This window comes from Roseobacter weihaiensis (genome assembly GCF_020622345.1).
Lineage (GTDB): Bacteria > Pseudomonadota > Alphaproteobacteria > Rhodobacterales > Rhodobacteraceae > Roseobacter > Roseobacter weihaiensis.
On sequence record NZ_JACNMO010000012.1, the window covers coordinates 17,393 to 30,199 of the forward strand.

Below are 12,807 nucleotides of genomic sequence, written 5' to 3' on the forward strand. Positions count from 1 at the left end.
TTCAATCATTCTGCAATGCAGCATGATTGCTTGTGACTGAAATTGATTGACTTACCCTGCAGCCATGGCCAGCCTGCGCATCAGAAATTCAAATTCTTCTGTCGTCCATGGAGACACCAATGACCACAGCACCCGCCACGCAATACCTTGAAAACAAATGGGATGCTTCTCATGCCGACAAGATGACCGACTCAGAGAAGCTGCTCTACCGATCTAACCTTTTGGGGTCGGACAAAAGAATCACAAACTACGGCGGCGGCAATACTTCGGCCAAAGTGATGGAAAAAGATCCGCTGACCGGGGACATGGTTGAAGTGCTCTGGGTCAAGGGCTCTGGCGGGGACGTGGGTTCCATCAAGATGGACGGCTTCGCGACGCTCTACATGGACAAGCTGAACGCCCTGCGCGGTGTTTATCGGGGGCCTGAATTCGAGGATGAAATGGTGGGCTTCCTGCCGCATTGCACCTTTAACCTGAACCCCCGCGCGGCCAGCATCGATACACCGCTGCATGCCTATGTGCCCGTCAAACACGTCGATCACATGCATCCCGACGCGATTATTGCGATTGCCGCAGCCAAGGACAGCAAGGCGCTGACGCAAGAGATTTTCGGGGACACGATTGGCTGGCTGCCGTGGAAGCGGCCGGGATATGAGCTGGGCCTCTGGCTGTCCGAATTTTGCGAAAGGAATCCGAACGCGAAGGGTGTTGTCCTGGAAAGCCACGGCTTGTTTACCTGGGCTGACGATGCGCAGGAATGCTATGATCTGACGCTTGCGGTCATTCAGAAAGCGATGGACTGGTTTGCCAGGGAAACGGCGGGAAAATCTGCCTTTGGCGGGGCAGTTCACACCAGCCTGCCCGCGCAGGCACGCCGCGCGACCGCTGCACGGCTGATGCCCGCCATTCGCGGCATGGTGTCCGGGCAGCAGCACATGGTTGGCCATTTTGAGGACAACGACGCTGTGCTGGAATTTGTGAATGCGAAAGACATGAAGCGGCTGGCCGCTCTCGGCACATCCTGCCCGGACCATTTTCTGCGCACGAAAATCTGCCCGCTGGTGGTGAACTTTGACCCCGCCAAACCCGATGTCGATGCAACCTTGGCCGGATTGGCTGACGCGGTAGCGGCCTATCGCGAGGGGTACAAGGCCTATTACGAACGCTGCAAGCGCGCCGACAGCCCGGCACTGCGCGATCCGAATGCGGTGGTTTACCTCGTGCCCGGTGTCGGAATGATCACCTTTGCCAAGGACAAGGCGACCGCACGAATATCCGGTGAATTTTATGTGAATGCGATCAATGTCATGCGCGGCGCGGATGCGGTGTCGCAATACCAGGGGCTGCCGGAACAAGAAGCCTTCGACATCGAATACTGGTTGCTGGAAGAGGCAAAGCTCCAACGGATGCCTGCACCCAAATCCATGGCCGGTCGTGTCGCACTTGTCACGGGCGGCGCTGGCGGCATCGGCTCCGCCACCGCAGAACGTTACCTGCGGGAAGGTGCCTGCGTGATGTTGGCCGATATCGATGATGAAGCTTTGGTGAAAACAGCGGCAAATCTGGCGGCGCGGTACTCGGCCGATGTGGTGCGTACTGTGAAGATGAACGTCACCGACGAAAATGCCGTGATCGCATCTTATGCCGACATCGCTGCCGAATTTGGGGGCGTCGATATCCTCGTCTCAAACGCAGGCATCGCAAGCGCCGCGCCGGTTGAAGAGACATCTTTGGACTTGTGGAACAAAAACATGGCCATCTTGTCGACGGGCTATTTCCTCGTCAGCCGCGAGGCGTTCAAGCTGTTCAAGGTGCAGGACATGGGTGGATCGGTAGTCTTCGTGGCCTCCAAAAACGGCCTCGCCGCATCGCCGAATGCCGCCGCCTACTGCACCGCAAAGGCGTCAGAAATTCACCTTGCGCGGTGTCTGGCGCTGGAGGGGGCGCCAATGGGTGTACGGGTCAATGTCGTGAACCCGGACGCGGTGCTGAAGGGCAGCAAGATCTGGCAGGGGGAATGGCTCGACCAGCGCGCGGGGACCTACGGCACGGACAAGGACGGGCTGGAAGCGATGTACCGTGACCGGTCCATGCTGAAACGCTCCGTCCTGCCTGAAGACATCGCGGAGGCTGCCTATTACCTCGCCTCTGATCTGTCGTCGAAATCGACAGGCAACATCATCAACGTGGACGCCGGCAACGTCCAGGCGTTCACAAGGTAGAGGGGGCGCAATGATCAAATCAGATGCGATTGAAGCGGCGAACGGCAAGGCCGAAGCCAAGCTCAAGGCGGATTACGATGCCCTTGGGGAACACCTTGATCGGCGCGGCATCGACATCACCGCGATCAAGGCGAAGGTCGCAAGATACGGCGTGGCGATTCCGAGTTGGGGTGTCGGTACCGGTGGCACGCGTTTTGCCCGGTTTCCCGGTGCGGGAGAGCCGCGCGATGTCTTTGACAAGCTCGACGATTGCGGCGTGATCCAGCAACTGACCCGCGCTACCCCGTCCGTGTCGCTGCATATCCCATGGGACGCGCAGCCAGCAGCAGACCTCAACGGCAAGGCCGAAGAGGTCGGGCTGACCTTTGATGCAATGAATTCAAACACCTTTCAGGACCAACCCGATCAGGCACACAGCTACAAGTTTGGATCGCTCTCCCATACGGACAAGGCAACGCGCCAGCAGGCGGTTGATCACAACATCGCCTGTATCGAATTGGGTGCGCAAATCGGATCAAAGGCGCTGACGATCTGGGTTGGGGATGGGTCCAACTTCCCGGGTCAGACCAGTTTCACGCGCCAGTTTGAACGGTATCTGGACGCCACCAAACAGGTCTACAACGCGCTCCCAGATGACTGGACGCTGCTGACCGAGCACAAGATGTATGAACCCGCGTTCTATTCTACCGTCGTGCAGGACTGGGGCACGAACCTGCTGATCGCGCAGCAAATGGGCGACAAGGCCAAATGCCTGGTGGATCTTGGCCACCACGCACCCAATGTGAATATCGAGATGATCGTGGCGCGGCTGACCCAGTTCGGCAAGCTCGGCGGCTTTCATTTCAATGACAGCAAATACGGTGACGATGATCTCGACACAGGCAGCATCGCCCCCTACCGGCTGTTTCTTGTCTTCAATGAACTGGTTGAGGCTGAGAGCGATCCAGATTTCGATCCGATGCATATGTTGGATCAAAGCCACAACGTGACGGATCCGATTGAAAGCCTGATGGTGTCCGCAACCGAAGTGCAACGGGCATACGCGCAGGCTTTGCTGGTGGATCGCAGCGCCCTTTTTGCGTGCCAAGAGGCCAATGATGCGCTGATGGCGACGACCATGCTAAAGCATGGGTTTCGTACAGATGTTGAACCGATCCTCGCGATGGCACGCCTGGAACAGGGCGGCGCAATTGACCCTGTCGCGGCCTACCGCGCGTCCGGGTATCGCGCCAGGGCGGCCGGCGAGAGACCTGCTGTGAGGGGCGCCGGAGGTGGCATCGTGTGACATTTGGCCCGAAACCAAAGACAGCAAGACCACCCGCTTCGCCATGTCTTTTCATGAAAACATCTGATGCTCTTCTGGACCATACTCTTGGTATCCCCTGGGGGGGGTATTCCTGCTATTTTCATTTCCCAGAAGAGCGCAAAGCATCGGCTCATGCGACGCCATGCAAGGCTTGCGGCGATGCAAAGAGAAAGCCCGCACTGGATTACCTGAATGCCCATTTTCAGCGTTGTAGTCGGAACTCCCGGCGCCCGCGGCGAGGGGCAGCTCGCGCCGTTGGGGATTTTCGCTGCACCACCCCGATCCTGCCCCTGAGCGGGATGTCGCAGCGATAAATCGGGAGGATGGGTACCCTTGCTGCGCGCGGCGAGGCGCATTGGGCGGCACCCCCGCAGCCCGACTGCGGCAGATCTGATCGAACCGACCTCGTAAGATTGTGGTAAGGTTCGCGGGCAACGGTCGCGCTGATCCAGCGAAAGGGGGTTTCCCCATGCCATCACATGATATTGACCCACCCTTACCAATGCCGCTGCCGCCGATCCGGGAGGCCGACAGCGACGACAGCATCGAGGCGTCACCCGGCGGGATCACGCGCCCCCTGCAGGCGCGTGCAAGGCAGAAAACCCGCACCCGCGCACAAGAGGTGGCGTCGAAGGATCGGTCGGAGCTATGACGCGGATTCTCCTTGTGGCGCTTGTGACATTTTTGCCGGTTCTCGGGGCGACAAAGGGCTACGCGGACATCAACTCGACCGAGCGGCAAACCTTCACGATCATGTCGCAATCCCTGAGCGGCGTTCTGGCCGAGTTTGGCGCGAACTTCGGCATTCCGATCAGCATCGACGAAAGTATCCGCGGCGAGGTCCGCAACATGCACGGCGACTACACGCCAAAGGGGTTTCTGGATGCGCTGTCGCGCGAGAACAGCATCGACTGGTACTACGACGGCACCACGCTGCACGTGACGCCAACCTCGGCGCAGCGCTCTGTCGTGGTGAACTTTGCCAAGGTGTCGCCGCAGGACCTGACCGAGACACTGGACGCCATCGGGCTTGCCGACAGCAGATTTCCCACACGCGCGAACGGCGACGGGCGCATCGGGATCATCACCGCGCCGCCGCGCTACGTCGAACTGGTCGAGAATGCCTTTGCGCTTCTGGAGGCACGGGCGCCTGCCCGCGAGGGACCGGGGCGGCGGCTGTCGCCCACGAGCAGCATTTTGATCGTCAGAGGCGATTCCACTCAGGTGTGGCGCGGCAAGAACGCCATCGATGCGCCGCCTGCCCCGCTTGCCGAAGACGCCGGAACACCGCCTGACTTGTAAGTCGCCTGTAAGCCTCGTTCGCCAGAAAGAAGTCAGCAAAAGGAGGCGAAAATGGGCCTGTTCGACGTTTTGAATCCGTTCGATTTCGATGCGAAGTTCGATTTCCTCGAAGACATCGTGACGTTCGACTTCGAGGACCAGCTGGTCATGCTGGCCCAAACAGAGATCATTCCGTTCACCGGCCTGACCTATGGCGAGATCGCCACGGTACTCGACGATCTGCTCGACCAGTATCCGTGGATGAAAACCGCCATCATCGTCGCCGCCGGCGCCGCGTCCGGCGGCACCGGGGCCCTGATGGCCGCGGGCTCCATGGCTGCGATGGACGGGATGGCCAAGGCAAGTGACGGCGAAATCACCGCAGCCGAGCTAAAGGGCATGGCATTCGAGACCGCAGCACTCTATGCCACGGCGATGACCGCCGGAACTGGCGGCGCGCTTGCCACAACGACGGCACAGGTCCAGTTCGCAACGCAGATCCTGAACAAGGTCGTCGATATGGGCGAGTTCGGTGCATATGCGAACCTCGCCGTCGGTGGTGCCACAATGGATTGGAGCACGCTGTCCAGAAGCGTTCAGAACGTGGCCAAATTCATCGAAGACGTCGCCAAGCAGCACGGCGAACAAGATATGGCACAGATCGTTGGCCTTCTGTCCGGTGCCGCCAATGGCGACCTCAAGGCGCTTGGGGATTATCTCGATGTCGGCAACGAAACGCTGGCGGCGCTCGGCGTTTACGACGCAGGCACCCGTGATGCGCTCGGTATGGCCGTCGATGCCGGGTCGGGCGGTGAGGCCAGCGATATCATCGCCTCCTTCGGTGCCATCGGTTCCGCAACGGGGCTGATCGACGAGGACGCTGCCCGCATCGTCTATTATGGTGCCTCCGCCGCCGAAACCGGTCTGGACGGCGATGACGTTCTGGCGCTGTCGAATGCGGTCGCCTTCGAGGTCGGGCTATACAGCGCGGACGTTGCCAACGCGGTGGGTGATACGATTGCATCCGGCGAGACGCCGGCGCTGGAAACGGTCGTCGGCGCGCTTGCGGCGGAAACGCTCGGCATCGACGCCGATGCGATCCCGAATCTTCCGAACGGCAAGCGCGCGCAGGACGACGTCGAGGCGCTCGGTATGGCGATCCTGGGCCATGTGATGCAGGACGAGGCCGCGCAATCGGCGCTCGCGCTGATCGACATGTTCCTCAAACGCGGGTTCACGGCAGAGACGGCGCAGGCGGCCGTCGCGGCATCCGGACAGGTGCCGCCCGAGACGCTGGCGCTTGTGGCGCAGCTTCTCGAATTCGCCGACGACTTCGACTGACGCTTCACGACATGTTGAGCGCAAGCAAGACACTGGCAACGTCTGGGAAAACATGTTCGGGGATCGGTTTGCCGGGCCGCCCCGCCTCGTAGAGCTGGGCTGTCAGACGATCATCGCGGTAGTGTCGCGCGCCTATCTGCCGCGCCGTCTCCAGAAAACCATCGAGTGTTTCGCCAGACCCGCGCGCCACGATGATGGGCACCCGGCTTTCGGATTTCACATAGCGCAGTGCGATGGCGCGCTCTTGGGAAAAGACGACGAAGTTGGCGTATTTGAGCCCGGTCCGCGCCGATGACCGCGCCGCCTCGCGCCGGAGTCTGTGCCGCTCGCGCCGCACCTCCGGGGTGCCGTGCTGATCTTTCTGTTCGCGCTTGACCTCGGAATGGGTCATCTTGACCTGGCGTTGAAACAGCCAGGTCTGTATGGGAATATCCACCGCCGCGAAGGCGAGCGCCAGGATCAGGATCACGCAGACGATCATAAGACCGAGCACGACCGTCAGCTCCAGAAGGCAGGTCACGCCGCATTGCGCGGCGTTGACGACCGACCCCACGGCTCCGGCCAGAACGAGATAGACCGCCCCCCCGCCAAGGCCGATCTTCAGCAGCGACTTGGCGACCTCAACCAGCGCACGGACGCCAAAGATCTTCTTGATACCGGAGACCGGATCGAGATTCGACATCTTTGGCGCCAGCGTCTGGGGCGAGAACACAAAGCCCTTGTTCAGCACGATCGAGGTGACAAGCGTCACACCGAAGAGCACCGCGACGAGAAGCCCGATGAGCCGCTGGGTCTCGGTCAGCGCCTGCGCCAGGTGCAGGTCTGCGGAAACCTCCGGCGCGTGGATGGCCGCAATCGCCGCCGTCATCGCGTCCTGAAAGAATTCGATGAACGACGGGGCGGCGAGCCAAAGATATATCAGCCCGGCCAGCGTCACGGTAAAGAGGCGCGCGTCGCGCTGCATCGGTATCTGCCCGCGCTCGCGTGCCTTGCGGAGCTTTCGCGGTGAGGCCGCCTCGGATTTCTCCTCTGTCCCGCTCATCGTGGCGCGATCCGTTCCAGAAGATCAAGCACACGCGCGGGATCAGGCATGAGCGCTGCGAGGTCGTCGACGAAAACGCCCACGTAGATCAGGATGATGACCCCGAACCAGAGGTTCTTTACAGCGGGCAACAGCATCGACACGTCGACGTTCCCCGCCAGCCGTCCCAGAAGGATCGTGGCAAGGTCCATCAAAAAGAACATCAAAAGAAGCGGCCCCGCCAGCAACAGCCCGATCCGCAACACGTCACCGAGCAGGCTTGCAGCCACTGCGAGGGAGGCGCTGTCAAAATGGGGCAAAAAACCGTCAATGGGCCAGATGCCATAGCTCGCGAACACCGCCGCAACCGTCTGTTGCAGACCACCCGAAACCACGAAAAGCGTGACGAAGGCAAAGCTGAGAAGCGACGACAATACGGCGCTGTTGTCGCCGGTTTCAGACTGCAGCACCGCGGCTTCGCCGATGCTGCGCTGGTGATCGATCAACTCGCCAACCGCCTGGACTGCCCAGAACCCGACGCCAAAGACCAGCCCCAGTGCCACCCCGATCGCCACCTCCTTGCAAAAGAGCAGCACGAGAAAGAACTCGTCTTCGACCGGCAGGGAATCGAGCCCAAGACCGATGGCCCGGTAGGCCGGCAAGGCGAAGGCCAGCGCCAGGACTGCAAGAAACATGCGACCCAGCTCGGTTTTGCGAAAGACTGGAAACACCGTCACGAGACCCAGGAACCGCGCCGAGGCCAATGCCAGGTCGATCATCGTCTGTTTGGCCGCCGCCATGATCGGGAACAACGTCGAGACGAAGGGCAACTCGGTCTCGGTCATCGGACGATGACATGAAATGTGCTATATATCTCAGAGGCATAGGCCACCAATGGGCGAAACAGCGCGCCGGCCAGTGCCGCGAATACAATAACGACAACCAGCAGTTTCACCGTCTGTGGCAGCGTTTGATCCTGGATCTGCGTGGCCGCCTGCAGCACTGCGACCAGAAACCCCGAGACCAGCGCGGCCCCCAACGGCGCGAGCACCATCGTCAAGAAAATGGTGAGCGCACTTGCCAGCGAATAGGCAACATCAAGGGACATCCGGTTCTCCTCAGGTTGCGTAGGTCAGCACGAGACCCTGCACGAGATTGGTCCAGCCGCTGATCGTGACGAACAGGAAAAGTTTCACCGGCGTCGAGATGATCGTCGGCGTCACCATCGACATGCCCATCGCCATCAGAACCGTGGTCACGACCAGGTCGACCACAATGAGCGGTAGATAGAGCAGGAACCCGATGGCAAAGGCGCGCTCCAGTTCGACCACGAGAAAGCCCGGAATGAGCACGCTCAGATCGTCGGCGGCGAAAGGGCTCACGGTGCCTTCGGGCCAGACCCGCCCGGCGGCGGCCAAAAAGAATTCGCGCTGCGGCTCTGGTGTGAAGCGGATCAGAAATGCGCGGATCGGCTCCTTGGCACGGTCGAAGGCGGCGATCCAGTCGTCGAAGGATTGCAGGTTGTCGAGATCGTGCATCACGGCGGCACTGACCTCGGACAGAACCGGCGACATCACAAAGACTGTCAGCGCCAGCGCGATCCCGTAGATGACGATGTTCGGCGGTGTCTGCTGGATTCCGAGGGCGTTGCGGACGATAAAGAGCACGACCGCGATCTTGATGAAGGACGTGGTTGCCACCACAAAGAACGTCAAGAGCCCGAGGCCCACGACAATCCCCAGAATGCCGATGATGGCGGGGGCGTTCTCAGTCATCGGCGTGCACCGCCATGACCTCGAGCGCCATGTTGCCTTCGACCGTGACGAGGCGCACGGTTGCCATCGGCCGTCCGTTCAGGTCGAGTGTCAGGAGAAACGCCTCGGGGCGCTCGCACAGGGGCAGGACCTGACCTTTGGCCAGCGCCATGAACATCCGGTCGGTGATCTCCGGCACGGTGCAGCGCGCAAAGGCGTCGAGACGGATTGGCTGAGACGTGCTGTCAGACATGGCGATTACCCTCCTGGGCGCTGTGAAAGCGCCGTGTCCAGCAGCGCCGCTTCGCGGGCGGCCGCAGCCCGCCGCGCGTCTTTCCGGCGCTCCTGCAGGTCCCGCTCGGACAGTGTTTCCGCAGCGCGCAGCCGGGCAGCGGCGCCCCTCAAACGCGCCTTGGCCGCCTGCTGGGCCACGTGACATTCTGCGACACCTGCTTCTGCTGTCTCAAGCTCGGCGGTGATCTCACGGCGCCACTCCAGCCGGGTGTCGAGATCGTGGTGCAGGCCGACGAAGAACGCCGGCGCAAGGGGGCGGTTCATCATGTCCGAATAGGCCGCAGTGCAGGCCGCCTCCCAGTCAGCGCTGTGTTCGGATTTGAGCGTGACGAGGCGGCGCACCTCAGTTTCGGCGGCCTGCATTGCCTTTTTCGCGGCGATGGTGTCGCGCGCGGTGCGGATCATCCGGGTCTCAGCGATCCGCTTAAGTGCGTCCGGGGGTCGGCAGGTCATGTGACTGCCTCCCGCAGGGTCGTCCAGGCGGTGTCGAAATCGGCCATTTCGTTCGGACGCTGACGGAGAAATGCCGCAATGGCATCGTGGGATGCGATGGCCCTGTCTGCCATCGCATCCGCACCGGGTTCGTATTCGCCGATCTGGAGCAGAAACTCGACTTCGCGGTACTTGGCGTATTGCGCCAGAACGGCTTCGGAGATGCGCTGATGCGCGTCGCTTGTGATCGCGGGCATGACGCGGCTTCGGCTTTTCAGGATATCAATCGCGGGGTAATGCCCCTGCGCAGCCAACTCGCCCGACAAGGAGATATGCCCGTCAAGCAGGCCGAGCACCTCTTCGGCCAGTGGATCGTCGTCAGCGTCGCCTTCGGTCAGGACCGTAAAGAAAGCTGTGATGGCACCTCTTGTCCCCTGCCCCGCGCGCTCCAGAAGCTGTGGCAGAGCCGCGAAGACCGAGGTTGGAAATCCGCGCCTGGCGGGCAGTTCACCGGATGTCAGGGCAATGTCGCGCAGCGATCTGGCAAAACGGGTCAGGCTGTCGATGACCAGAAGCACCGATTTGCCCTGATCGCGAAAATGCTCGGCGACGGTCATGGCTGCATAACCTGCGTTGACGCGCGCGATGGGTGCGCGATCAGAGGTCTCGGCCACAACAACGCTGCTCGGTCCCCGCCCCTCGGCGCGCAACCGTTCGACGAATTCACCGACCTCGCGCCCGCGTTCGCCTATCAGACCGACGACGCAGACATCCGCCTCGGCACCGCGCACAAGCGACGTCAGAAGTGTGGATTTCCCAGCGCCCGGTGCGCCGAAAATCCCGACGCGCTGACCCTCGCCGCAGGTCAGAAGCCCGTCGATCACACGCAGCCCGACGGTCAGCGGCCGGGTGATCGGTCGGCGCGACATCGCAGGAACCGGAGCGGCGTGGAGCGACCGCATATCACCAGCCACGACGCGCGTGCCCGCGCCATCGAGCGCGTGTCCCTCACTGTCGATCACGCGCCCAAGAAGGCCATCCGAAATGCCGAGCGCCTTGGCCCGGCCCAGCGGGCGGATCTCTGTGGCCAGTGAAAACCCGCGCAGGCTGCCGCTCGCGGTCAGGCGGGCCTGATCGCCGTCGAAGCCCGCGACCTCGGCCTCGGCGCTCCAGCCGGTCTGCGGGTCACTGAGCCTGCAGATCTCGCCGATGCGCACGCCGGGCAGGTCCACGAGGATGCTGCCGCCCTGCACGGACTGCGCGCGCCCGGACAGCGTATGGACCGGCATGCGCGAGATGCTCGCGCGAAGCGCTTCGAAGACGTTTGTGGCCGCTTGATCGGTCATGGCAGCATGTCCTGCTGAACCTCGTCGGCCAGCGCCTTGATCGCAGCGACATGGGCCGACAGCGACACCCGGATCTCACCCGAGGCCGTTCGGATCGCGACCGTCCCCTCGGCGAGCGATGCATCCGGCGCAATCTGGATTTTGACGGCGTTTCCGTCGATGGTCTCCGACACGGCGACAAGATCCCCCGGTGCTGCGAAAACACCGACGACGGACCCGGGCGCCAGCCCGTCGAGCGCGTGGTGCACGGATTGCGCAAGAAGGTCCGTTGACGGAGCCGCGCCGATAAAATGCGCCAGCGCCGCTGACAGGATGTCGCCAATCGACGCTGTGTAGGCGGCGCGCAGCCGACTGATTTCGATCTCGAAATCGCGCAGCGTGCCGGCAATCGTTTCTGCTGCCTGGTCCAACCCCTGCTGGTGGCCCTCGCGGCGCGCCTGCCGGAATGCCGCGCGCCCGCCCGCCTCCCAGCGGCGCGCCATCCGCTCGGCCCTGTCGAGCATCCGGGCGGCGCTGCGGTGGTGCGCGACCTCGTCAGAGGACAGGAGGCACGGCCCCCGCGCGGCAAGCTCCACACCAAGAGCGGCGCGGTCTGCTGCGAAAGCGCCGCTCATTCCATCCGCTCCGTCCGAAGCATTCGCCGCCGCCCGCCGGGACGTCTGAGCCGGGCCAGAAGCGCACCGACCAGGCTCACCGCCATGGCGACCGCTGCCCCGCCGTAGATCATCCACATATCGAGCGTGACCGCGTCGGTCCTGACCGGCGCTGCGGCGGACAATGCGCGTGGCTTGACGGGCAGGAACACGACCGAAACATTCCGGTATTCGAGGCCCTCGATCGAGTTCGCGACCAGCATCTTGATCTGCGGCAGCAACGCCTCGACCGAGGCGGCCTCCGCGTGTCGGATGACCACCGATGCCGACGATGGCATACTGTCGCGGGCCAGGGGGGCTGCCGTGGGCAGCACCACATGCGTGCGTGCTGAAAGCACACCGTCGATCCCGGATATCGTGCGCGACAATTCTTCGCTCATTGCAAAGATGAAGCGGGCACGCTCCTCGGTTTGCGAGACCACGAATCCGTCGCCTTCGAAAATGTCGCCGAGGGTGGCGTGACGCTCCTTGGGGTAGCCTTCGTTGCGGAGTGCCTGGACCGCCTGTGGAAAGGCCTTCTCCTCGACGAAAACCGTGACGCCGCCGCCGTCCGTCACCTGCCTGCTGCCGGTGATGCCGTTGAGGGCGAGAATGGCCACGATCTCGTTGGCCTCAACCTCGGAAAGCCCGGTGTAAAGCTCGGTTTTACAGGCTGTCAGCGCCAGCATCGCGATCAGGGCAATGCGCGCCATTTTACCGGTTCTGCGCATGGCTATTGCCCCGACATCAGCTTGCTCATCGAGCCGGCCATGCTGGTGCCAGCCGATCCGACCAGCGTGACCTCGACCGCATGATCGGTGGCGGCGCGAAAGTTCTGCATCAACTCGCGGTAACTCGGGATCTCGGTCTGAGGGATGCCAACCTCGGCGAAGGCTTGGCTGCCTTCGCCTGCCGTTGCTTCTCCGACAATTGCAACGCCGCCCTGGGCCTCGGTCGAGAGCTGCGGGTCGAAGCCGGTCGAGACCTTTTCCATCCGGTCGACGAGCATTCCGACTGCACCTTGATCCGCCTGCTCTGCGGGGGCCAGTTGTATCTCGTTTGCCGCTTCGGAATTGGGGGCCAAATCCTGGGATGACTGTTCAACAGGTAGCGTTGCAGACAAGCCTGCGGTCGGTTCAACCGTCATTTTAATGCTCCAGAAATGAGAACGGGTTGGT

General features: G+C 62.1%; 15 protein-coding genes. 5 read left to right on the forward strand and 10 right to left on the reverse strand.

Annotated elements, in window-relative coordinates:
- Positions 1–119: 119 nt before the first annotated feature.
- The 5 genes from H7847_RS14690 (at position 120) to H7847_RS14710 (ending at position 6,150) form a co-directional block, all read left to right on the forward strand.
- Complete coding sequence (locus H7847_RS14690; protein ID WP_227270233.1) at positions 120–2,222, forward strand: bifunctional rhamnulose-1-phosphate aldolase/short-chain dehydrogenase; 2,103 nt, start codon at positions 120–122, stop codon at positions 2,220–2,222.
- A gap of 10 nt (positions 2,223–2,232) precedes the next feature.
- Entirely contained in the window at positions 2,233–3,507 is a 1,275-nt protein-coding gene (gene rhaI, locus H7847_RS14695) for an L-rhamnose catabolism isomerase (RefSeq protein ID WP_227270234.1), read from the forward strand.
- Between the two features lie 490 nt (positions 3,508–3,997).
- The gene (locus H7847_RS14700; RefSeq protein WP_227270235.1) at positions 3,998–4,180 is read left to right on the forward strand and encodes a hypothetical protein; all 183 of its coding nucleotides are present in this window, start codon (positions 3,998–4,000) and stop codon (positions 4,178–4,180) included.
- Positions 4,177–4,830 (forward strand): hypothetical protein, encoded by a 654-nt coding sequence (locus tag H7847_RS14705; RefSeq protein ID WP_227270236.1) that lies wholly within the window; start codon positions 4,177–4,179, stop codon positions 4,828–4,830. Before H7847_RS14700 ends, H7847_RS14705 begins: the two co-directional genes overlap by 4 nt.
- 51 nt (positions 4,831–4,881) lie before the next feature.
- Positions 4,882–6,150 carry a hypothetical protein gene (locus tag H7847_RS14710; RefSeq protein ID WP_227270237.1) on the forward strand — a complete coding sequence of 423 codons (1,269 nt, stop codon included), beginning with the start codon at positions 4,882–4,884 and terminating at the stop codon, positions 6,148–6,150.
- Between the two features lie 4 nt (positions 6,151–6,154).
- Here the strand turns inward: H7847_RS14710 and H7847_RS14715 are convergent, their stop codons facing one another.
- The 10 genes from H7847_RS14715 to H7847_RS14760 are packed head-to-tail and all read right to left on the reverse strand — an operon-like array spanning position 6,155 to position 12,776.
- Positions 6,155–7,192 carry an EscU/YscU/HrcU family type III secretion system export apparatus switch protein gene (locus H7847_RS14715; RefSeq protein ID WP_227270238.1) on the reverse strand — a complete coding sequence of 346 codons (1,038 nt, stop codon included), beginning with the start codon at positions 7,190–7,192 and terminating at the stop codon, positions 6,155–6,157.
- Entirely contained in the window at positions 7,189–8,016 is an 828-nt protein-coding gene (locus H7847_RS14720; RefSeq protein ID WP_227270239.1) for an EscT/YscT/HrcT family type III secretion system export apparatus protein, read from the reverse strand. The genes H7847_RS14715 and H7847_RS14720 overlap by 4 nt, the downstream gene beginning before the upstream one ends.
- Positions 8,013–8,279: an EscS/YscS/HrcS family type III secretion system export apparatus protein gene (locus H7847_RS14725; protein WP_227270240.1), complete on the reverse strand. Its 267-nt coding sequence runs from the start codon at positions 8,277–8,279 to the stop codon at positions 8,013–8,015. The genes H7847_RS14720 and H7847_RS14725 overlap by 4 nt, the downstream gene beginning before the upstream one ends.
- A gap of 10 nt (positions 8,280–8,289) precedes the next feature.
- Positions 8,290–8,946: a type III secretion system export apparatus subunit SctR gene (gene sctR, locus H7847_RS14730; RefSeq protein ID WP_227270241.1), complete on the reverse strand. Its 657-nt coding sequence runs from the start codon at positions 8,944–8,946 to the stop codon at positions 8,290–8,292.
- The gene (locus H7847_RS14735; protein WP_227270242.1) at positions 8,939–9,178 is read right to left on the reverse strand and encodes a FliM/FliN family flagellar motor C-terminal domain-containing protein; all 240 of its coding nucleotides are present in this window, start codon (positions 9,176–9,178) and stop codon (positions 8,939–8,941) included. Before H7847_RS14735 ends, sctR begins: the two co-directional genes overlap by 8 nt.
- Before the next feature lie 5 nt (positions 9,179–9,183).
- Positions 9,184–9,672 (reverse strand): hypothetical protein, encoded by a 489-nt coding sequence (locus tag H7847_RS14740; RefSeq protein ID WP_227270243.1) that lies wholly within the window; start codon positions 9,670–9,672, stop codon positions 9,184–9,186.
- Complete coding sequence (locus tag H7847_RS14745) at positions 9,669–10,997, reverse strand: FliI/YscN family ATPase (RefSeq protein WP_227270244.1); 1,329 nt, start codon at positions 10,995–10,997, stop codon at positions 9,669–9,671. The genes H7847_RS14740 and H7847_RS14745 overlap by 4 nt, the downstream gene beginning before the upstream one ends.
- Positions 10,994–11,611 (reverse strand): HrpE/YscL family type III secretion apparatus protein, encoded by a 618-nt coding sequence (locus tag H7847_RS14750; RefSeq protein WP_227270245.1) that lies wholly within the window; start codon positions 11,609–11,611, stop codon positions 10,994–10,996. The genes H7847_RS14745 and H7847_RS14750 overlap by 4 nt, the downstream gene beginning before the upstream one ends.
- Entirely contained in the window at positions 11,608–12,342 is a 735-nt protein-coding gene (gene sctJ, locus H7847_RS14755) for a type III secretion system inner membrane ring lipoprotein SctJ (RefSeq protein WP_227270246.1), read from the reverse strand. The genes H7847_RS14750 and sctJ overlap by 4 nt, the downstream gene beginning before the upstream one ends.
- A 20-nt stretch (positions 12,343–12,362) precedes the next feature.
- Positions 12,363–12,776: a hypothetical protein gene (locus tag H7847_RS14760; protein WP_227270247.1), complete on the reverse strand. Its 414-nt coding sequence runs from the start codon at positions 12,774–12,776 to the stop codon at positions 12,363–12,365.
- Between the last annotated feature and the right edge of the window lie 31 nt (positions 12,777–12,807).